This window comes from Xanthomonas euvesicatoria pv. euvesicatoria (genome assembly GCF_020880415.1).
In the GTDB taxonomy this organism is placed as follows: Bacteria; Pseudomonadota; Gammaproteobacteria; order Xanthomonadales; family Xanthomonadaceae; genus Xanthomonas; species Xanthomonas euvesicatoria.
In genome coordinates this window covers 22,360-43,352 of the sequence record NZ_JAJIUJ010000017.1, presented here as the reverse complement: position 1 = coordinate 43,352, position 20,993 = coordinate 22,360, and the positions used below count along the sequence as shown (strand labels likewise).

Annotated in this window: 18 protein-coding genes; 15 read left to right on the top strand and 3 right to left on the bottom strand. The window is 65.8% G+C overall.

Annotated elements, in window-relative coordinates:
* The first annotated feature begins 105 nt into the window (after positions 1 to 105).
* The 3 genes from mltB (at position 106) to LN450_RS02240 (ending at position 4,310) form a co-directional block, all read left to right on the top strand.
* Entirely contained in the window at positions 106 to 1,254 is a 1,149-nt protein-coding gene (gene mltB, locus LN450_RS02250) for a lytic murein transglycosylase B (RefSeq protein ID WP_011346339.1), read from the top strand.
* Entirely contained in the window at positions 1,251 to 2,663 is a 1,413-nt protein-coding gene (locus tag LN450_RS02245) for a septal ring lytic transglycosylase RlpA family protein (protein WP_011346340.1), read from the top strand. Before mltB ends, LN450_RS02245 begins: the two co-directional genes overlap by 4 nt.
* Positions 2,664 to 3,104: 441 nt before the next feature.
* Complete coding sequence (locus tag LN450_RS02240; protein WP_003482723.1) at positions 3,105 to 4,310, top strand: D-alanyl-D-alanine carboxypeptidase family protein; 1,206 nt, start codon at positions 3,105 to 3,107, stop codon at positions 4,308 to 4,310.
* Positions 4,311 to 4,527: 217 nt separating this feature from the next.
* On the opposite strand, the gene LN450_RS02235 is transcribed toward LN450_RS02240, so the two are convergent.
* Positions 4,528 to 5,589 (bottom strand): lipid A deacylase LpxR family protein, encoded by a 1,062-nt coding sequence (locus LN450_RS02235; protein WP_011346341.1) that lies wholly within the window; start codon positions 5,587 to 5,589, stop codon positions 4,528 to 4,530.
* Positions 5,590 to 5,858: 269 nt separating this feature from the next.
* Between LN450_RS02235 and LN450_RS02230 the strand changes: the two genes are divergently transcribed.
* The 4 genes from LN450_RS02230 to LN450_RS02215 all read left to right on the top strand — a co-directional run bounded on the left by LN450_RS02230 (position 5,859) and on the right by LN450_RS02215 (position 10,430).
* The gene (locus tag LN450_RS02230) at positions 5,859 to 6,137 is read left to right on the top strand and encodes a YbeD family protein (protein WP_008577897.1); all 279 of its coding nucleotides are present in this window, start codon (positions 5,859 to 5,861) and stop codon (positions 6,135 to 6,137) included.
* Positions 6,125 to 6,823 carry a lipoyl(octanoyl) transferase LipB gene (lipB, locus tag LN450_RS02225; RefSeq protein ID WP_011346343.1) on the top strand — a complete coding sequence of 233 codons (699 nt, stop codon included), beginning with the start codon at positions 6,125 to 6,127 and terminating at the stop codon, positions 6,821 to 6,823. Before LN450_RS02230 ends, lipB begins: the two co-directional genes overlap by 13 nt.
* Positions 6,824 to 6,838: 15 nt before the next feature.
* Positions 6,839 to 7,852 (top strand): lipoyl synthase, encoded by a 1,014-nt coding sequence (gene lipA, locus LN450_RS02220; RefSeq protein WP_008577899.1) that lies wholly within the window; start codon positions 6,839 to 6,841, stop codon positions 7,850 to 7,852.
* Positions 7,853 to 8,270: 418 nt separating this feature from the next.
* Positions 8,271 to 10,430: a carboxy terminal-processing peptidase gene (locus tag LN450_RS02215; protein WP_170808580.1), complete on the top strand. Its 2,160-nt coding sequence runs from the start codon at positions 8,271 to 8,273 to the stop codon at positions 10,428 to 10,430.
* Between the two features lie 84 nt (positions 10,431 to 10,514).
* Here the strand turns inward: LN450_RS02215 and LN450_RS02210 are convergent, their stop codons facing one another.
* Positions 10,515 to 11,258 (bottom strand): sulfite exporter TauE/SafE family protein, encoded by a 744-nt coding sequence (locus LN450_RS02210; RefSeq protein ID WP_039419256.1) that lies wholly within the window; start codon positions 11,256 to 11,258, stop codon positions 10,515 to 10,517.
* Positions 11,259 to 11,345: 87 nt separating this feature from the next.
* Here LN450_RS02210 and LN450_RS02205 point away from each other — a divergent pair, with 87 nt between their 5' ends.
* Positions 11,346 to 12,251 (top strand): LysR family transcriptional regulator, encoded by a 906-nt coding sequence (locus LN450_RS02205; protein ID WP_008577903.1) that lies wholly within the window; start codon positions 11,346 to 11,348, stop codon positions 12,249 to 12,251.
* Between the two features lie 89 nt (positions 12,252 to 12,340).
* Here the strand turns inward: LN450_RS02205 and LN450_RS02200 are convergent, their stop codons facing one another.
* Entirely contained in the window at positions 12,341 to 13,204 is an 864-nt protein-coding gene (locus LN450_RS02200) for an endonuclease/exonuclease/phosphatase family protein (RefSeq protein ID WP_011346346.1), read from the bottom strand.
* Positions 13,205 to 13,386: 182 nt separating this feature from the next.
* Between LN450_RS02200 and LN450_RS02195 the strand changes: the two genes are divergently transcribed.
* The 7 genes from LN450_RS02195 (at position 13,387) to LN450_RS02165 (ending at position 20,993) form a co-directional block, all read left to right on the top strand.
* Positions 13,387 to 14,442: a bifunctional nicotinamide-nucleotide adenylyltransferase/Nudix hydroxylase gene (locus tag LN450_RS02195; RefSeq protein WP_008577907.1), complete on the top strand. Its 1,056-nt coding sequence runs from the start codon at positions 13,387 to 13,389 to the stop codon at positions 14,440 to 14,442.
* A 122-nt stretch (positions 14,443 to 14,564) separates the two neighbouring features.
* Complete coding sequence (locus LN450_RS02190) at positions 14,565 to 15,968, top strand: nicotinate phosphoribosyltransferase (RefSeq protein ID WP_011346347.1); 1,404 nt, start codon at positions 14,565 to 14,567, stop codon at positions 15,966 to 15,968.
* 22 nt (positions 15,969 to 15,990) lie between these two features.
* Positions 15,991 to 17,091, top strand: a complete 1,101-nt coding sequence (locus tag LN450_RS02185) for a hypothetical protein (RefSeq protein ID WP_011346348.1) — start codon at positions 15,991 to 15,993, stop codon at positions 17,089 to 17,091.
* On the top strand, positions 17,084 to 18,148 hold the full coding sequence (locus tag LN450_RS02180; RefSeq protein WP_011346349.1) for a DNA methyltransferase: 1,065 nt from the start codon (positions 17,084 to 17,086) through the stop codon (positions 18,146 to 18,148). Before LN450_RS02185 ends, LN450_RS02180 begins: the two co-directional genes overlap by 8 nt.
* Positions 18,149 to 18,222: 74 nt before the next feature.
* Positions 18,223 to 18,981 carry a DUF2242 domain-containing protein gene (locus LN450_RS02175; protein ID WP_041855027.1) on the top strand — a complete coding sequence of 253 codons (759 nt, stop codon included), beginning with the start codon at positions 18,223 to 18,225 and terminating at the stop codon, positions 18,979 to 18,981.
* Between the two features lie 124 nt (positions 18,982 to 19,105).
* Positions 19,106 to 19,486, top strand: coding sequence for a glycine zipper 2TM domain-containing protein (locus tag LN450_RS02170; protein WP_008572108.1), 381 nt, complete (start codon positions 19,106 to 19,108; stop codon positions 19,484 to 19,486).
* 163 nt (positions 19,487 to 19,649) lie between these two features.
* On the top strand, positions 19,650 to 20,993 hold the full coding sequence (locus LN450_RS02165; RefSeq protein ID WP_041855028.1) for a hypothetical protein: 1,344 nt from the start codon (positions 19,650 to 19,652) through the stop codon (positions 20,991 to 20,993).

The following is a 20,993-nucleotide window of genomic DNA, read 5'->3' as shown; positions in this document are numbered from 1 at the left end:
CCCGAATCCCCGCATTTGCTGCAACACCCCTTGACTTGATCCAAAGTCTTTGCGTTTCATGGCCTTATTGCCAGAAGTTCATCTGATGTCTGTTACCCTCGGCCGATGATTCGACGCACCCTGACCTGCCTGCTCACCCTCGGCCTTGTCGCCTGCGCGACCCAGCCCAGTCCTCCGTCGCCGCCACCGGCTGCCAGCGCGCCGCCGGCCAAGCCGCCGCTTGCGCCATCGGCATCAGCACCGCCGGCCAGCGCCGCCGCCGAGGCGCCCGCGCTTCCGCCAGTCGACCTGACTCCGGTGCCGTTCGAGATCGCCCGCGCCAACTTCGTGCGCGACACCTCGGCCAGGTACGGCATCGATGCCGCGCAGATCGAAGCGGTGCTGGCGCAGGCGCAATTCAAGGACGCCATTGTCACTGCGATGTCGCGCCCGGCCGAACGGGTCAAGCCGTGGAACGAATACCGGCCGATGTTCATCACCCAGGCGCGCATCGATGGCGGCCGCAAGTTTCTCGCCGAACACCGCGCCGAGCTGAGCAAGGTCGAAGCCGCCACCGGTGTGCCGGCGCAGGTGATCGTGGCCATCATCGGGGTGGAAACCAGCTACGGCAGCAACGCCGGCAAATACCGCGTGCTGGACGCGCTGTACACGCTGGCGTTCCGCTATCCGCGCAGCGGCGACCCGGCCAAGCTCGAACGCGAGGTGCGCCGCGAACTGTTTTTCCGCGATGAACTCGCCCAGTTGTTCGCGCTCGGCAAGGAAGAGCAACTCGACGTCAGCACCCTGATCGGCAGCTATGCCGGCGCAATGGGCATGGGCCAGTTCATGCCGTCCAGCTATCGCCAGTTCGGCGTGGATGGCGATGCCGACGGCAAGCGCAATCTGTTCACCGACTACAACGACGTGTTCGCCTCGATCGCCAATTACTTCGTCAAGAAGGGCGGCTGGGTGCGTGGCGGGCAGGTCGCGGTACCGGCCACGCTGGCCGCCGGGCACGAAGAATTCAATCCCACCGACTGGTCGCCGGTGTACACGCTGTCCGACCTGTCGGCGCGCGGCTATCACCCGAGCGCACCGGTGGTGGCCGGCAGCACCGCCACCCCGATCAGCCTGGACGACGCCAACGGCAAGCAGTACTGGCTGGGCTTCCAGAACTTTTACGCGATCACCCGCTACAACATTTCCAAGATGTATGCGATGGCCGTGTTCCAGCTGTCCGAGGCCATCGCCGGCAAGGAGTTACCCCCGGCATGAACAACATTGCAGGCCCCAAGTGGCTGATCCCGATGGCGCTGATGCTCGGCCTGGCGGCCTGTAGCAGCGCACCGAAGAAGACCGCCGGCGGCACCGGCAGCGGCGCGATCAAGGGTGTGAAGGTCGAAGGCAAGGGCCCGGCGTATGTCGCCACCGGTTGCCCGTCCACCTCGCCGTATGCGCCCGCCAAGGAAGATCCGTCCACGCGCGGCGACTACACCGCCGGCGGCTTGTACAAGCCCGGCGTGAAAGACTCCACGCCCGATCATGTGCCCAATGTGGCCTGCATCCCCGAGCCGCTGGTGACCAACGAGCCGCGCTCGGCGGTGGGCAATCGTTCGCCGTACGAAGTGCTGGGCAAGCGCTATGTGGTGATGGACAACCCCGGCGACTATGTCGAACGCGGCACCGCCTCGTACTACGGCAACAAGTTCCATGGCCGGCTGACCTCCAACAAGGAGGTGTACGACATGTACGCCTTCACCGCCGCGCACAAGACCTTGCCGCTGCCCAGCTTTGCGCTGGTGACCAACACCGACACCGGCCAGTCGGTGGTGGTGCGCGTCAACGACCGCGGCCCCTTCCACGACGGCCGGGTGATCGATCTGAGCTACGCCGCGGCGGTGAAGTTGGGCATCACCGGCAAGGGCACCGGCAATGTCGAAGTCCGCGGCCTGACCGAAGCCGACAACGGCAATCTGCTCGCCAAGCGCCGCAGTGGCCAGACACCGGTGAATACCGCCGTTGCCGCGGCGCGGCCGGCTGCCGGCGCCAGCCAGATCGATGGCCTGGTGCAGCGCTTGCCCACCCGCACCGTGCCGCCGCGTGCGGTCGCCACCGGTACCGCCACCGCGGTTGCCACAACTGCCGCTGCACCCACTGCCGGTGCACCGGTCACTGCGGCCGGCGAGCGTTGGCGCTACCGCGTCGCCGATTCGCGCCAACCCGGCAATGCCGACAACTTCGATGCCTGGATGAAGGCGCAGGGCGTGCGTGTGGCCACCGGCAAGCCGGCCGCTGCGGCCCCGCGACCGGCCGCGTCAGCGTCTGCCGCCGTGCCCGCCGCGGCGCCGCCAGTGGCGGTTGCGGCGGTCAAGCCATCCGAAAGCACTGCCTCGCGCCCGCTCAAGGCCGACCCAGCGCCCGCCAAGGCGCCCAGCGTGGCCGAAGCTGCGCTCGGCGACATCCTGCTGCAGGTCGCCAGTTTCGCCAGCCGCGAAAACGCCAATCGCGCACTGTCGCAACTGGCTTCGGCGGGGATTGCCGGCGCCAGCGTCAGCGACATCGTCAGTGGCGGGCGCACGCTGTGGCGGCTACGCGTGAATGCACGCGACCATGCAAATGCATCGGAGATTGCCCAGCGCATCGCCGGCCTCGGGTTCGGTCGCCCGCAGATCGTGGCCAATTAACGCGGCTGGGTGGGCCACTGCGACGCCGATCGAGCGTGAGCGCATCCGTCGCTTGCGCGCTGGCTGCAGTGGCGTTATCGGGAACGGCTGAGCACTCCCGATCGGCGGGTAAACATTGCGCATCTGCATTGCGCATCTGCGAGGCGGATGCGACCAAGGTCGGCTTCGATATGCACGTCGCGTACGTCGGAGCCTCGCGTCGTCTGCCTCCAGCTCACGCCTGCGCACCGGCGTCGCCCGTCGAATGCGCTGCAAGCAATGCCGCACGTGTGCGTGTCGCCGCCTCCGGCAGTTCGCCTCGGGCACCGCAAGCGTCGTGCGCCTGGCTGCCATCGCTGAACTGCGCAAGCGCACGCATCGCGCAACGCGTCGCCCTGATCGCCGCGGCGCCTTACAATTTCGCATTGCCCGGCTTTCGGGCCCGTCAGGAGTCGTTCTTCAATGAAATTCCGCTTCGCCGCCGCTGCCGTGGCCACGTTCGCCTTCGGCCTGGTCTGCGCCCAGACACCTGCGCCGCAGCCGACTCCTGCCGTGGCTGCCGCCCCGGCCGCCTTGCCGGTGCCGCCGGCGCCCGCACCGGCCGTGTCCAAGTCCTGGATCCTGATGGACTACGCCACCGGGCAGGTGCTGGCCGGTGAAAACATCCACCAGCAGCTGGCGCCGGCCAGCATCACTAAGGTGATGACCTCCTACGTGGTCGCCGCCGAGATCAAGAACGGCAAGGTCAAGCGCGACGACCAGGTCATGATGAGCGAACGCGCCTGGCGCGAAGGCGGCGCGGGCACCGACGGCAGCTACAGCGGCTTCCCGGTCAACCAGACGGCGCGTCTGGAAGACATGGAAAAGGGCATGGCGATCCAGTCCGGCAACGATGCCGCCATCGCGCTGGCCGAGCACGTGGCCGGCAGCGAAGAAGCCTTCGCCTCGCTGATGAACAGCTACGCCGCCAAGATCGGCATGAAGGATTCGTACTTCGTCAACGCGCACGGACTGAGCGCCGAAGGGCATCACTCCACCGCCTACGATCTGGCCCTGCTGGGCCGCGCGATGGTGCGCGATTACCCGGAGACCTACGCCTACAACAAGATCAAGGAATTCCAGGTCGGCACCATCAAGCAGAGCAACCGTAACCGGCTGCTGTGGCGCGACCCGGCGGTGGACGGCATCAAGACCGGCCACACCTCCGAAGCCGGCTACTGCCTGCTGAGCTCGGCCAAGCGCGGCGATCAGCGCCTGATCGCGGTGGTGATGGGCGACAGCTCCGAAGAACAGCGCGCCACCGATAGCCTGGCGCTGCTCAACTGGGGCTTCCGCTTCTTCGAAACCCACAGCCTGTATGCGCCCGGCAAGGTCGTCACCAAGCAGAAGGTCTGGAAGGGTCAGCAGGATGAAGTGCAGCTCGGCGTGGCACAGCCGCTGCTGGTCAGCCTGCAGCGTGGCCGCTACAACGACCTCAAGCCCAGCATGGAAGTGCCCAAGAACCTGCAGGCACCGATCAAGCAGGGGCAGCAGGTTGGCACCGTGAAGGTCAGCCTGGACGGCAAGGTCATCGCCCAGGCCCCGCTGGTCGCCATCAACGCGGTCGAAGAGGGCGGATTCTTCAAGCGCCTGTGGGATGCGTTCTGGATGTGGTGGGAATCGGAGTGATCCAAACAAAAAAGCCGGCGTTTGCCGGCTTTTTTGTTTGCGGGATTGGGGAGTCGGCATTCGGGATTCGAAAGCGAGGGCAGCGGCGAAGCCCCGCGCTGCTCTTACAAATCCCTGCTCCCAAATCCCAAGGCCCGGTAACCACGATCAAACATCCAGGCCGGCAGCGAACAAAACGCATTGCTGGCCCGCTCTTGCGAATCCCCAATCCCTGCCTTCAAAGCATTCGACTGATCGTAAAACTGCCATACACCGGCGTTTCGCGCTGGGTGTCGAATTCGCGGGTACGGTGGTAGCGGGCGAGGGCGAATTTCCAGCGGCCGTACATCACTGCCAGGCCGTAGCCCACATCGCCGACGAACGGGCGCTTGTCCACGCTATGGCTGTTGCGGAAGGTGTTGCCGTCCAGGGTGATGTCGCGGATCACCCAGCGCGCGTCGGTGGTGACGAACAGGTGGCCGGACCAGCCGCTGGCGCGCCCGAGCCGGCTGGGGGCGGTGTTTTCGCCCGCGGGGCGGGTCGGGGTGCTGCCGAAGTCGTCCGGCAGCTTCCAGCCGAAGCGCGCTTCGCCGCCTGCATTCAAGTGCGTGGCCATGTTGCCGACCGCGCCGCCCCAATGCGAAATGAAATCCCAGCCGAACCCACCGGCATTGCCGCTGGCATCGGCCGGCCAGCGATGCATGCGCTCGTGCACCAGGTTGATCAGCGGTTCGTTGTGCAGTTGGTTGTCCCAGCCCTGGAATTTCTCGTCCCCGAGCGCATCGTGGATCGCATCCTGCGCTTCCTTCGCAAGCGCCCACGGGCCGACAACGCCGACCTGCAACTGCGTGGTGCGCAGGTGCGCATCGTTACGCGCGTTGTAGCCGAAGCTCGCCAGCAGGATGCCGGCATAGGGGCGGTCGTCCGGGATGACGTCGCGGCGGGTGTAATCGGTCGGGGTGAAGATCGCCTGGCCGATGGAGAACACCATGTTCTGCTGGTCGAACTCGCCCGGGTGCAGCCGCTCCAGATAGCTGTTGACCCACCGCGCAGTCCGCGGCAGGCACGGATCGTCGGTGTAATCGACCAGGTTCGGCGACACCAATGTCAGTACCGCGCCGTTGGAATACCCCTGGTCCTGATCCTCGCCGCCGAACAAGTCGTTATCGACACGGAAGTTCACCGCAGGCGGCGTGCGCCCAAGACGGCTGGAATCGCACTGATCCGCCGCCAGGGCCGGCAACGACAGCCCGGAAAGAGAAAGCAGCAAGGCAGCAGACAACGCGTGCGGTCGGAGCATGGAGGACCTGGGGAGGAGAGCTGGAATCGGAAAAATGCCTGCGTCTTCTGTTGCGCCGTGTGAAGTGCGTGGCCGCGACTGCAGCCTCTGCCGCTTCGGCTCGCGACCGCGTTGCCAGCTACCCATGGCTGCGTTCGGTTCATCAGCGTGGCTGCGTCACGTTTTTGGAAAGTTCGGTGCCGATCGCATGTCGGCGCTACAGACCAGCCAGGCGCGGCGATCGGCTGCAGAAGCTTGGGTTTGCCCATCGTCGGCCCGATAATGGGCGGATGGATATCAGCACCGACAACCCCGATCACGGTTTTCAATTTCCCGGCACCTTCGAGCTCAGCGCCATGGGCACGGCCGAGCGCGGCCTGGAAACCGAGCTTCCGCGCCTGCTTGCTGCCACCGGCGTGGAGCTGCTGCAGGAGAGCGTGAGCTGGAAGCATTCTTCCAGCGGAAAGTATGTCTCGGTCAAGATTGGCTTCCGTGCCGAAAGCCGCGAGCAGTTCGAGGCCGCACATCAGGCGCTGCGCGATCATCCGGAAGTGAAGTGGACGCTGTAGCGGCCGAGCCCGTGAGCAGCTCTACGGCTGGCCTGCCTGCGCAATTACGCGACCTCGGCCAGCAGAATTACGCGCCTGTGTGGCGTGCAATGCAGCGTTTCACCGATGCGCGTGGCGAACACACGGCCGATGAGGTCTGGGTGGTCGAGCATGCGCCGGTGTTTACGTTGGGCCAGGCCGGCAAACCCGAGCATGTGCTGGCCCCGGGCGAGATTCCGGTGCTGCAGGTCGATCGCGGCGGGCAGGTCACCTATCACGGCCCGGGCCAATTGGTCGTTTACCCGTTGCTGGATCTGCGCCGGCTGAAGATCGGTGTGCGCGATTACGTGTGCAAGATCGAGCAGGCGCTGATCGATACGCTGGAGGAGTGGAACATCGTGGCCGAGCGCCGCGACGGTGCTCCTGGCGTGTACGTGGGCGGGGCCAAGATCGCCGCGCTCGGGATTCGCGTGCGGCGTGGCTGCACCTTCCACGGGTTGTCGTTCAACGTGGCGATGGACCTGGAACCGTTCCACCGCATCAACCCGTGTGGCTACCAGGGTCTGCAGGTGACCTCGGTGCTAGACTTGGGCGGCCCCTCCGGGATGGACGCCGTCAAGGCGGTGCTGCTCGACCAGCTGGCGCGCCAGTTCGGCCTCGTGCTGCAGCCCACTTCCGCATTGCCCGACCTTTCGCTTCCGGCCTGAGCGCCCCGTATCGTCATGACCCAGCCTATCGCCCGTTCCATTCCCTTGCAGGTCGTCTCCGGCGACACCGCCGCGCCTGCGCCGCTGCAGACCGGCGTCAAGCAGATCGGTGGCGACAAGATCAACCGCTCGCCGGTGCAGTTCGTCGACGCGCCGGTGCTGCGGAAACCGTCGTGGATCCGGGTGCGGATTCCCTCCGGCAATGCGGTACAGAACCTCAAGGCCAAGTTGCGCGAAAACCGCCTGGTCACGGTGTGCGAAGAAGCCAGCTGCCCGAACATCCACGAATGCTTCAGCCACGGCACCGCGACCTTCATGATCCTGGGCGAGGTCTGCACGCGGCGCTGCTCGTTCTGCGACGTGGCGCATGGCCGGCCCAAGCCGCCCGACGCGAGCGAGCCGGCCAGCCTGGCCGCCACCGTGGCCGACATGGGCCTGAAGTACGTGGTGGTAACCAGCGTGGACCGCGACGACCTGCGCGACGGTGGCGCCCAGCATTTCGTCGACTGCATTTCGGCCATCCGGGCCAGTTCGCCCAACACGCGTATCGAAATCCTGACTCCGGATTTCCGCGGCAAGGGCCGCATGGACCGCGCGCTGGAGATCCTGGCGCTGAGCCCGCCGGACGTGTTCAACCACAATATCGAAACCGTGCCGGACCTGTACCCGAACGTGCGCCCCGGCGCGGACTACCAATGGTCGCTGACGCTGTTGCAGCGCTTCAAGGCGCAGCATCCGTCCATCGCCACCAAGTCCGGCATCATGCTGGGCCTGGGCGAAACGATGGAGCAGGTGCAGGCCACGCTACGCGACCTGCGCGCGCACGATGTGGACATGATCACCATCGGCCAGTATCTGCAGCCCACGCCGCACCATCATCCGGTGATGCGTTACTGGACGCCGGAGGAATACAAGGCGCTGGAAGACTACGGCAATGCGCTGGGCTTCAGTCATGTCGCCTCCGGCCCGATGGTGCGTTCGTCGTACCACGCCGATCGGCAGGCTGCAGGCGCTGGCGTCGCCGCCTGAGTCGGTAACAGCCGCCTGAGTCGGTAACAGGCAATCGGGCGACTGCCGCGGCCGTGTGCGATCGATGTCGGAACCAGCCCCGCGGTGCGGGTGCGTTCGATGCAGGCCGGTCCTGCGTGTTGTCGGTAGGCCGCTGATCGACCAGTGGCGACGCGCTACGGCCGGCCATATCGCGATGCCAATCAACGACAGCCCCGTGCATCGCGCGGGGCTGTGTCGTCTCTGGCCCATGCGGCGCGCAGCCGCAAGGTACGGTCTCGTTCACAATCCGCTACAGGCCCGGCGCTAGGCTGATTCAGCCAGCGGATGACAACGCCAGCAACTTTCGGCACTGTCATGCTGTCTGATCCGTTCACCGCCCTTCTTTCGTCGGCCTCGTGCCGAGAGCCATTCGATGACCTACAACGTTTCTTCGTGCATGAAGGCCGGCCTGCTGGCGCTGGTGTTGACCACTCCGATGGCCTTGCTTGCGCGCGCCGATACTGCGCTGCCCGCCGCTGCCACGCCCGACCAGGCGACGGCCACCAAACTCGTCTACGGCCTGCTCTCCGACAGCCGCTATGCCTACCGGCCGCGCACGCTGGACGAGGCGATGTCCAAGGACGTGTTCAAGCGCTACCTGGAAACGCTGGATGGCGGCAAACAGTTCTTCACCCAGGCCGATATCGACAGCTTCGCGCCGCTCCAGGCCGGCGTGGGCGACGCGTTGCGCGGCGGCAACCTGGAGCCGGCGTTCCAGGTGTTCTCGGTCTACAAGAAGCGCGTCGATCAACGGGTCAAGTACGCGCGCGACCTGCTCAAGCAGGACTTCGATTTCAGCGGGAACGACAAGTTCGAGTACGACCGCAAGGACGTGCCGTGGGCTGCAGACGATAAGCAGTTGGACGTGCTGTGGCGCCAGTCGGTGATGAACGATTGGCTGCGCCTGAAACTGGCCGGCAAGAAGCCCGACGACATTCGCAAGACGCTGGACAAGCGGTATGTGGCACTGGCCGATTCGGTCAAGCAGCTCAAGGGCGAAGATGTGTTCCAGTTCTTCGTCAACGCCTATACCAATGCCGTCGACCCGCATACCGATTACTTCACCCCGCGCACTGCCGAAACGTTCAACCAGCAGATGTCACTGTCGCTGGAAGGCATTGGCGCGCAGCTGCAGAAGCAGGACGACATGGTGGTGATCCGCGAGGTGATCCCGGGCGGTCCGGCGGCGGTGGACGGCACGCTCAAGCCGGGCGATCGCATCGTCGGCGTTGGGCAGTCCAAGAATGGCGCGATCGAAGATGTGATCGGCTGGCGCATCGATGACGTGGTGGCCAAGATTCGCGGCAGCAAGGATACCCAGGTGCGCCTGGAGTACATCCCGGCCGAGTCGGGCATCGACGGCAAGCACCGCACGGTGACCCTGACCCGTCAGAAGGTGCGTCTGGCCGAGCAGGCTGCCAAGGGCGAAACCATCACCTTGCCGGCCACCGGCAGCGAGCCGCAGCGCCGCATCGGCATCATCAAGCTGCCGGGCTTCTACCAGGATTTCGAAGGCCGTCGCCGTAACGCAACCGACTACGCCTCGGCCACGCGCGACGTCGCCAAGCTGCTGGCCGGCTTCAAGACCGACAAGGTCGATGGCGTGGTGCTGGACCTGCGCAACAACGGCGGTGGGTCGCTCGACGAGGCGATCGAACTGACCGGCTTGTTCATCGAGCAGGGGCCGGTCGTGCAGGTCCGCGAATCCGGCGGCCGCGTCACCGTCAACGGTGACAGCGACCCCAAGGTCGCCTGGGACGGTCCGCTGGCTGTCTTGATCAACCGCGGCTCGGCGTCGGCATCGGAGATCTTTGCCGGTGCCATCCAGGACTACGGTCGTGGTCTGGTGATCGGCGAAACCAGCTTCGGCAAGGGCACCGTGCAGAACATCGTCGACCTGGATCGCTGGCCTGCTGCAGAAGGGCAGCGGTATGGGCAGGTCAAGTTGACGATCGCGCAGTTCTTCCGCGTCAGCGGCTCGAGCACCCAGCACAAGGGTGTGGTGCCGGATATCGCCTTCCCGGCCAGCGTGGATGCCAGCGAGTTCGGTGAGAGCACCTACGACAATGCATTGCCGTGGACGCGTATCGCCGCTGCGCCGCATACCCAGTACGGCAACTTCGCACCGCTGCTGCCCAAGTTGCAGGCTCTGCACACTGCGCGCATCGCCACCGACAAGGAATTCCAGTGGTGGGAAGAAGACGTCAAGCAGTTCCGCGATGAAAAGGCCAAGAAGTACATTTCGTTGAATGAGGCCGAGCGCGTTGCCGAGCGACAGAAGCAGGATCAGCAACGCAAGGATCGCCAGCAGATTCGCAAGCAACTCGGCCTGCCGCTGGATCCGCTTGCCGAAGACAGCGACGACGGCCTGACCGGTAACGAGCGCGACATCGTCAAGGACACTGCACGCGAAAAGGCCGCCGAAAAGCGTCCGGATCCGCTGCTGCATGAGTCGGCGGCCATCCTGGCCGATGCGCTGGGCTTGCTGTCGCAGGACAAGCCGTTGTCGGCGCAGGTGCTGCCGAAGTCGACCGCACCGGGACGTTGGGCAGACTGAGCCAGACTGCCGATTCAATGCATGGGCGCCACCGCTTGCCGGTGGCGTTTTCATTTGGACAGTAGTGTTGCCGCTGGCAGCGTCTTAGGCGATGGCCTGCCAGCAGGCCTGCAGGCCGAGCAGCAGCAAGGTGCCGAAAAATATCCGGCGGAATGCCTCGGGAGAGATGCGGCGTCGCAGCTTCGTACCGGCCCACACTCCCAGCGCGGTGGGCAGCAACGCCAGCAGCGATGGGAGGCCGGCCGAGAGCGGCACGCCACCGTGCCAGACCAGTGCGATGGCCAGCGCAAGCGTTGCCGTACCGAAGCACGCGGCCAGTGCGCGGATCAACACCTCGCGTGGCAGGCCCAGTGCAGAGAGGTACGGCACTACCGGGAGGACCAGCACGCCGGTGGCGCCACTGAGCAGGCCACCGACCAGGCCGATCAGCGGGCTGCCCCAGCGCTCGTGACGTGGCGGCAGGGTCCATTGCCGGCGGGCAAGCCCCAACAGGGCATAGGCAACCAGCAGGACCCCAAGTGCGCCGCGCAGGTAACGCGGATGACCGCCAATCATCAACCCGGCGCTCAACCAGGTGCCCGCCACCACCATGGCCAGCACCGGCCACAGACGCCGCAACAGCTCGGTCGCAGCTGGCCCCCAGGCCTGTTGCAGATTCGTCACCAACGAAGGCAGCACCAGCAGCGCGGCGGCCTGGCTGGGCGGAAGCCACAGCCCCAGCAACCCCATTGCCACCGTTGGCAGCCCCATGCCGGCCACGCCTTTGACCGCGCCAGCCAACAGGAATACCGCGACAACCATGATCAGCTGCGAGACGTCTTCATTCATGGGGAGCAGCATCGGCGCGGGGGCGGTGCCCGGCAAGCTGTCTTTGTTTGAGGCAGACTTCGGCCACACCGAAGGCTGGAGGTGCAGATGCAGGTGGAATTCACCGACTTGCGGATCTTTGTTGCGGTGGCCGATACCGGCAGCATCACCGCCGGCGCCGACCGCGTGGCGCTATCGCTGGCGGCCACCAGTGCGCGTATTCGCGCGCTGGAGCTGCAGGTCGGCGCGGCCCTGTTCGAGCGTGGCCGGCGGGGCGTGACGCTCACCGCCGCCGGCCAGGTCCTGCTGCGTCATGCACGGGTGCTGGCACGGCAGGAACAGGCGATGCGCAGCGAGCTTGGCGATTACGGGCTCGGTGGACAGGTCACCCTGCGGCTGGCCGCGAACACCGCCGCACTCTCCGAATGGCTGCCCGAGTGCGTCGCGGATTTTCTGCTGGCCCATCCGCGGGTGGACCTGACCCTGGCCGAATGGGGCAGCGAGGAGGCGGCCGATGCAGTGCGCGACGAACGTGCCGACCTGGCCGTGGTGGCCGGGCATGCCGACTTCACCGGCCTGCAACGGCGCCCGTTTCGGCAGGATCGCCTGGTAGTCGCGGTGGCCGCCGGCCATCGGCTTGCCGGCGCCGACAGCCTGCGCCTGGCCGATATCGCGCCGATGCAGTTGCTGGCGTTATCGGCCGACAACGCCTTGCAGCGCCACCTGCGGACGCATCTGGCCCGTGCCGGCGTGCAGCTGCGCATCCGCGCACGCGTGCCGGGCATCGAAACGCTGTGCCGCATGCTGGCACGCGGCGTGGGTGTGGCCATCGTGCCGCACGCGGCGCTGGCTTGCTCCAGTGTCAGGCAGCAGCTGGCGGCGGTACCGCTGGAGGAAACCTGGGCGCGGCGCGAGCTGTCCATCATCTGGCGCGACGCCCCCTCGGCCACCCTGCAGGCCTTGCTGGAATGGCTACAGGCCAGCGCCGCGAACGCCGGCATTCACCCGGCTTGATCACCGCAGCGCTGCGTGCATCGGCTGGACCGTGCCACCGCCGGCGCGCGCGCCGGCTGCCGGCCGCTGGCTCTTGCGCGCTCTTATCCTCAGCGTGGCCAGTCGAACTCGGCCATCACCGGGTAATGGTCCGACGGCAGAATGCCGCCGGGACGATCGTCCAGGGTTGCGAAGCGTGTAGGACGCAATCCGCGATACAGGATCCAGTCGATGCGCCGGGTCGGGTGCGTGGTGAAGTCCTGGAAGGTGTTTTCCGGCCCGCTGCGCTTGCTGGCCTGTGCACGTGCATCGCGAAGTACCGCGGTCAGCGTGGGGTAGGTGATTTTGTCCGGATCGCTGTTGAAGTCGCCGGTCAGCACCACCGGGACAGTGGCGGGCAACTGCGCGATGCGCGACAGGATCAGGCGCGCGCTGCGCTCGCGGGCGGGCTCGTCCTCATCGCGATACGGAAAGTGCGTGTTGAACAGATAAAAGCGGCTTTTGTCGCTGCGTCGCTCGAACAGCGCCCAGGTGGCCATGCGTGGCAGCACATTGCCCCAGGTAATGCTGCCGGCGCGTTCGGGCGTGTCGGACAGCCAGAAGTTGCCCGACTCCACCACCTGCAGTACACGCGCGTCGTAGAACACGCCCATGTGCTCGTCGCTGTCATCGCCGCGCCGGCCCTGGCCGAACCAGCGGTAGTCGGGCAACTGTTCGGCCAGAAAGGCAGCCTGTTCGCTCACCAGTTCCTGCGTGCCGAACACGTCCGGATGCGTCTGTTTGATCAACGCGACCATGGCAGCGCGACGCACCTGCCAGCGTTTGTCGCCATCGGTATCGGCCGGCACGCGCACGTTGAACGACATGACCCGCAGTGGCGCGGCCGGCGTGACAGCCAGCGCGGGTAAGGCGATACACAACAGTGCACCGATTGCGAGAAGGCGGCGCAGCACCTGCGCGATGGAGCGTGGCATGCAGGGAAATTCCTTGAAGAACAAGAGCGCCGAGTCTAGCCAGAGATGATGACCGCTGCGTCACGGCGACGACCACCGATGCAGAGGCAAGTGGCCGCTTGACGCCATCGTGCATCGGCGTAGCATTTGCACTAGGCAGGCGGACAGACCGCCAGCCCACCACTCAACCGTGAGGGATTCTCATGGCAACACCGTACGATTATCTTGTGTTCATCGGGCGTTTCGAGCCCTTTCATAACGGCCACGCCGCCGTCGCCCGCCATGCGCTGGGCAAGGCGAAAAAGCTCATCGTGCTGATCGGCTCGGCCGACACGCCGCGCACCATTCGCAATCCTTGGACCGTCGCCGAACGTGCGGTGATGATCGAATCCGCGTTGCCGGACGAAACTGCGCGGCTGATCGTGCGCCCGCTACGCGACCATCTCTACAACGAAAGCCTGTGGATTGCCGAAGTGCAGCGGCAGGTTGCCGAAGCGGTGCAAGCCGATGGCGGCTCGCTGGATGCGAACATCGGCCTGATCGGCATGGACAAGGATGCCAGCAGTTATTACCTGCGTGAGTTTCCGCAGTGGCCGCTGGAAGATGTGCAACACACCGCAACGCTGTCTGCCACCGAATTGCGCCGCTACCTGTTCGAAGCCGGCGACATCGGTTTTCACGGCGGCCTGTTGATGCTGCGCGGCAATGTGCCGGCGCCTGTCTACGACATGCTGGAAGCGTTCCGGCGCAATTCCCCCAGCTACGCGCAGCTGGTGGCCGAATACCGCTTCATCGAGCAATACCGTGCTGCGTGGAAAGACGCGCCATATCCGCCGACGTTCGTGACCACCGATGCGGTGGTGGTGCATTCGGGCCACGTGCTGCTGGTGCGGCGTCGCGCCGAACCGGGCAAGGGCTTGTGGGCATTGCCCGGCGGTTTCGTCGGCCAGGAGGAAGGACTGCTGGACTGCTGCCTGCGCGAGCTGCGCGAGGAAACCCGGCTCAAGCTGCCGGTGCCGGTGCTCAAGGGCTCGTTGCGTGGCAAGCAGGTCTTCGATCATCCCGAACGCAGTCAGCGCGGACGCACCATTACCCATGCGTTCCATTTCGAGTTTCCGGCCGGCGAGTTGCCTGCGGTGCGCGGCGGCGACGATGCCGACAAGGCGCGCTGGATTCCGATCGCCGAAGTGATGGCGATGGGCCCGCGCCTGTACGAAGACCACCTGCATATTCTTGAATTCTTCCTGGGCCGTGGCTGACGCGCGCAACGACGACGTGCTGCCGCGATACCACCAGGGCCGCACATGCCGTGACCGCTTGAACCGTGACCTCCCGCCGGCGGACAGACCGCCGGTTCATTCGACGCGAAGGAGCTTCCGTCATGCATTACCTCGATAACCTGCTGCTCAACACCGATAGCTACAAGGCCAGCCACTGGCTGCAATATCCGCCCGGCACCGACGCGTCGTTTTTCTATGTCGAATCGCGCGGCGGGCTTTACGAGCAGACCGTGTTCTTCGGCCTGCAGTCGATCCTGAAGGAAGCGATCAACCGGCCGGTGACGCACGCCGACATCGACGATGCAAAAGCGTTGCTGGCTGCGCATGGCGAGCCGTTCAACGAAGCCGGCTGGCGCGATATCGTCGACCGGCTTGGCGGTCAGTTGCCGATCCGCATCCGCGCGGTGCCCGAGGGAGCGGTGGTGCCAACGCACAACGTGCTGATGACCATCGAGTCCACCGACGCCAAGGCATTCTGGGTGCCGTCGTATCTGGAAACCTTGTTGCTGCGCGTGTGGTACCCGGTGACGGTGGCCACGGTGAGCTGGCAGGTGAAGCAGATCGTGCGCGACTACCTGGAGCGCACCAGCGACGATCCGGAAGGGCAGTTGCCTTTCAAGCTGCACGATTTTGGCGCGCGCGGCGTGTCCAGTCTTGGCTCGGCCGCGTTGGGCGGTGCCGCGCATCTGGTGAACTTTCTGGGTACCGACACCTTGTCGGCATTGCTGCTGGCGCGTGCGCATTACCACACGCCGGTGGCCGGGTATTCGATTCCCGCTGCCGAGCACAGCACCATCACCAGCTGGGGCCGCGAGCGCGAGGTGGATGCGTATCGCAACATGCTGAAGCAGTTCGCGCGTCCGGGTTCGATCGTGGCGGTGGTGTCGGACAGCTACGACATCTACCGCGCCATTGCCGAGCATTGGGGTACCACCTTGCGCGAGGAAGTGATCGCCTCCGGCGCAACGGTGGTGATTCGTCCGGATTCGGGCGACCCGGTGGATGTGGTCGAGCAGTGCCTGCTGTTGCTGGACGAAGCGTTCGGCCATCAGGTCAATGGCAAGGGCTACAAGGTGCTCAACCATGTGCGGGTGATCCAGGGCGATGGCATCAATCCCACCTCGCTACGCGCGATTTTGGAGCGCATCACCGCCGCCGGCTACGCCGCCGACAATGTCGCCTTCGGTATGGGCGGTGCGTTGCTGCAGAAGGTGGACCGCGACACGCAGAAGTTTGCGTTGAAGTGCTCGGCGGTGCGCGTGGACGGGCAGTGGGTCGATGTCTACAAGGACCCGATCACCGACCAAGGCAAGCAGAGCAAGCGCGGCCGCCTGACCTTGCTGCGCAACCGCAACGATGGCAGCTACCGCAGCGCCTTGCTCGATGAGATGGACGCCTACCCCGACAGCGAAGACGCGCTGGTGACGGTGTGGGAAAACGGCGTGTCGCAACAGGAGTGGACGCTGGAGCAGGTGCGCGCGCGTGCCAACGCCGCACGTCGCTGACGCGCGGCGCGCAGGGTTCGCCATGCACGCTTCCATCGACGACATCTCCTTGTTGCCTGCTTCGGCGCTGTCGGCGCGCCTGCGCGCCGCAGCACCCCACCTGCAGCGGCGCGTGCCGCTGCAGGACGAGGCCAGCCGCTGGCATGCGCTGCGCATCGGCGCGCGCAGCTATCGCGCAGCGTTGCCGATCACCTTTACCCCGTATGCCTCGGTGCGGCCGTGTTCGGCGCGCTGCGGGTTCTGTTCGGAAAATCTGCGGCAGCACGGCGGCGGTCGTGCGGCAGCGACATTGCGACCCGGGCCTGCGTATTTCCAGCAGTTGAGCGCTGTCTTGCAGCTGCTGCGCGATGTGCCGTTGTCGTATTCGCTGTCCGGTCTGGAAATGACCGACGATGCAGCGTGGTTGCAGACCTTGCTGCAGACCCTGGCAACCACGCCCAACGGCCCGCGCGTCGAGCAGCGCATGCTCTACAGCAATGGCGCCGGGCTGGCGCGTGCGCACGGTGCGCGCTTGATCGAGGCGCTGGTCGCGTTTGGGCTGTCGTGGGTCGAGCTGTCGCGTCACCATCGGTTGCAGGAGCGCAACGACGCGATCATGCGTTTCCGCCCCGACGAGCCGATCGCCGATGTGGCGACTTTCGTGCAGACGGCACGGCGGCTGGCAGCACGGCTGCCGCTGCGACTGGTCTGCATCGTGCAGCGCGGTGGCGTGGACAATGCCGACGCCATTGCGCAGTACATCGCGTGGGCACGCAGCTGCGGCGCCAGCCAGGTGATTTTTCGGGAATTGTCGCGGTTGGACGATGCCTATCGCAGCAACGGCACGCTGCGCTACATCGGCGAGCACCGCGTGGGCGTGGACACACTGCTGGAGGAGTGCATGCAGCAGCCCTGGTGGTCGCGCTGGCAACCCGATGGCCTGACCGAAGGCTATTACTTCTGGAATGTGCGGCTGCGCGATCAGACGGGCTTGCAGATGGTCTTCGAAAGCGCCGACTACGCCGCGATGCATGCGCGCCACGCGACCGGCGATCTGTACAAGCTGGTGTTCTTCGCCAACGGCCGTCTCTGTGCGGGCTGGGATCCGGATGCCGATGTGCTGTGGGAGCCCACCGATGGATGAGTTCGATCAGCGCAGCTGGTGGACGCCGGCCCCGGACGATGCTGCCTGGGCGCTGCCCGACGATCTGCGCGCGGCCGACCCGCTGAGCGGGCGCGATTGTGGCTGGGTCAATCAGATGCGCCCGTTTGTGCGCCATTTCAGCCGGCCGGGCGAGCAGGTGTTCGACCCGTTCTGCGGCTTTGGCAGCACCTTGCTGGCGGCCGCGCTGGAAGGCCGCAACGCGCATGGCATGGAAATCGATCCGGCACGCGCGCAGTTGGCACGCATGCGTCTGGCGCGGCATGCGGTGGCGGCGCCGGTGGTGGTCGGCAGCCTGGCCGATACTGCCCCGGCAGGGCCGATCGACCTGTGTCTGACCAACGTGCCGTATTTCGGCTGCCACTGGCATGGCGACGTGCTGCCCGGGCAGCTTTATGCGAGCAGCGATTACGCCAGCTATCTGACCGGCATGCGCGCGGTCTTCCATGCGCTGCGCAAGCAGATGCGGCCCGACGGCGTGGGTGTGGCGATGGTGCAGAACGTGGTGGTCGGCGGCCGCGTGATTCCGCAGGCCTGGGATCTGGGCCGCATCCTGGCCAGCCTGTTCACCCTGCGCGAGGAGCGGGTGCTGTGCTATCGGCGTCCGGCCGCAGCGCTGGCGCATGCCAAGACACAGAGCGATCGCAGCCACGAATACGCATTGATTTTTCAGCATTGTCGTGCCCGGCTGGATCTGCAGCAGGCTGCGCAATTGCTGCAGGCGGTGCAGGCACAGGGCCTGCCGATCGTGGTGCATGGCAGCTACGCGCGCTGGCTGGCGTCGCCGACCTCGGTGCCCGAAGGCCCGGCCGATCTGGACCTGATGCTGCGTGGCGAACAAGCGCTGTGGGACCGCCTCACCCTCTGGCTGCAGCAGCAGGGCTTCGCGTTGAGCCTGTGGGGCGAACCGTGCCGGGCGCCGGTGGCAGTGGCGGTGGTGCGTGCGCACCACTACCTGCGTGCCGAGCGCATCGGCGCCGATGGCCGCCGCCTGCAGGTCGACCTGCAATTGCCAGTGGATGAACCGCTGTTGCCCTGACCCGGCAGCGCGACGCCGCGCGCACATGGGTTGCCGCTATGCTCTGTGCCGGTTTTGGATGCCGGAATCTCCCTATGTCTTGTTCTTCCCTGATCGCGCGCGGCGCACTGCTTGGCGCGCTGGCAACCCTGGCTGGCTGCGGCGGCAGCAAGGGCGACACGATGCTGATGTGCGAGTCGTTCAATTCCGATGACACCTATTCGCGCAGCGTGGCGGCCAGTTCGCCGCAAGCCTGCGAGGCGGCGCGGCGTGTGCTGTTGAGTCAGGGCTACGCCGTCACGCGCGCAGATGCCGCCGCGGTGGAAGGCAGCAAGAACTTCCAGCTCAAGGAAGCAGACCAGAGCGAACAACTCAATCTGCGCATTTCCTGCGCCAGCCAGGACGGCGGTAAGGCGCAGGTGTTCGTCAGTGCGTTGCAGGACCGTTACGCACTGAAAAAGAGCTCCACCTCGGCCAGCGTGGGCGTCGGCGTGCTGGGCTCGTTATCGTTGCCGGTCGGCAGCAGCGGCGATTCGCTGGTGCGCGTATCCAGCACCACGGTGCAGGATGCGGCTTTCTACAAGCGCTTTTTCGAACGCCTGAATTCGTATCTTCCCAAGGTCACCGAAGCGGCACCTGCTGCGGTGAGTGCACCGCCTGCACCTGCAGCCACACCAGCGCCGGCAGCTGCGGCTCCGGCCGCGCCTGCCGCAACCTCCACGACGTCGGCAGCTCCTGCTGCGGCTCCTACCACGGTTGCACAGCCTCCAGTTGCGCCGTTGCCCGTCGAAGCGCAAGACCCCCCACCGGCACCGGCGAAGGTGCCGCAAACCGAGCCTGCCACGCAGCCGTGACGGCGCGGTTCACGCTCCGCTCCAAAGCCTGAATAGCGACTGCGCGCTTCACGTTGTGTTCTCGACCCAGCGGCCAGAGTGCGCCCATGCCTCGCCGAGCGGGCGAGAAACGTGGAGAACAACGATGAAAATGCGCACCTCCCTGCTGGGTATGTCCCTGATCGGCCTGATGGCGACGAGCACTTTCGCACAGGCTCAAAACTACGCGCATCAGCAGCGCTATACGGAAGCGGACGAAGGTCGCAGGTTCAATGACGGCACCCGCGTGCGCTGCCGCAATGTCGAAGTGCAAAAGAACTCGACCGACCCGAACCGCATCGGCGGTACGCTGGCCGGCGCTGCAATCGGTGGCCTGTTGGGCAACCAGGTTGGCGGCGGTAACGGCAAGAAGCTGGCGACCGTGGCAGGTGCCGTGGCGGGTGGTGCGGCAGGCCGCACCATCCAGGGCAACCGCCAGCAGGCCAACGGCAACCGCCAAGTCGAGCGCGTCTGCGAACGTCGCTGAAGTTCGGTGCTGCGATTGGTCTGAGTTGAGTCCTGCAAGCCCCGGCCATGCCGGGGCTTGCTACGTTTGAGAGTGGCGTCGTGCCGACGATTCATTGCGTATGCCATCGATGAGTGTTGTCCACGCGCATGGCAGTTCGTCATCGCGCGCACCATCGGCGCCGATGCCTCCGCGGTATGCGCGCCTGCGCCGGCTTGCCGCGCTGGCATGTGCAAGCGGTTTGCTGGCGGGGCAGCTGCTGCAGGTCGCCGATGCTGCACCGAGCCAGACCGCACGTGCAGCCAGCGCAGAGTGTGTGGAAGCATTGCTGCGCCGGTTGGGCTGGACGATCCATCGCGCCGCGGTGAGCGCGCCGGTACTACAGCGCGGCGAGCCGTGCACGCGTGGCACGCTTGCACAGGCGCAGGCAGCCGGCGATCTGCAGCTGACGCTTCCAGCCGATTGGAACACGCACCAGCGCGGCGCGGCGCTCACCGCTGTGCTGGACGATGCAGCCACGCACTGCGCCTACGCGTTCGAACTCGGTGCGGCCACCCGCCGCGCGGTCACGCAATTGCAGAACAACCCGCGCTACCGCTTCTCGGCGCTGCAGCTGGGTTGGGTCGGATTCGGCTGGCGGGGCGCAGCGGCGCAGGGCTGGAGCGGTTTTCGCAGTTTCGGTCGCGGGTATCAACCGCGCGGCAGCAATGCGCGGGCGCTGGATGCGTTCTACCGCGGCCAGGTGCGTTCCGAGTGCGGCGTGGGTCGACAAGTAGCTCAGCTCGCCACCCAGCGCGAATTGTTCGGCGATGCCGGGTTCGATGACGTATTTACGCCTGGCGAATTGTCGATCGGCACGTTCCTGACCTTGCACGACACCGACAGCATCCTGCTCGGTGCGCATGCCGGCGACTTCTTTGCCGACGGCAAGGCAGTAAAAACCTCACGGCTCGGGCGGCAGGCGTTCGTAGGCGCACCAGGCTTCATCGCGCATGTGTTCGATAAGTCATATCTGGATGACATCCACAATCAGGCCGAGAATTTCGTGGTGGTGGATGTCAGCGATGCAGCCGCGCAGGCGCTGGCGCAGCACGGTGGCTTTGCGTACTACGACGCGCGCAACCGGCAGATCTGGGAGCTGGCCAAACAGTTGCGCGGGCCAGGCAAGCGCCGCTTCGAGCGCCTGCTTTACGAGCGTGATGCAGCCCTGCGCGCCACGCTCGACCCGCAGCAGCAGACCCAGCTGCAGCAGCTGCAGGCGCTGCTGGACGACCCGTTCTACCAAGGCTTTTGGGTTTATGTGCACCCCAAGGGCACCAAGCCGATCGGCTACCACGTGGCACGCCTGCTCGACCGTAACCCGCGCACGCCGTATGCCATCGACCTGACCTTGCACAATCTGCGCAACACCTTGTACTGGCGGTGGATCGACTGGCAGCTGCAGCAGTGCAGCGCCGCCACCGTCGCGGAACAATCCATTGAGAATTCCGCCACGCCAGCGTACGCCGAGCGTGGCACCCTGCACTGA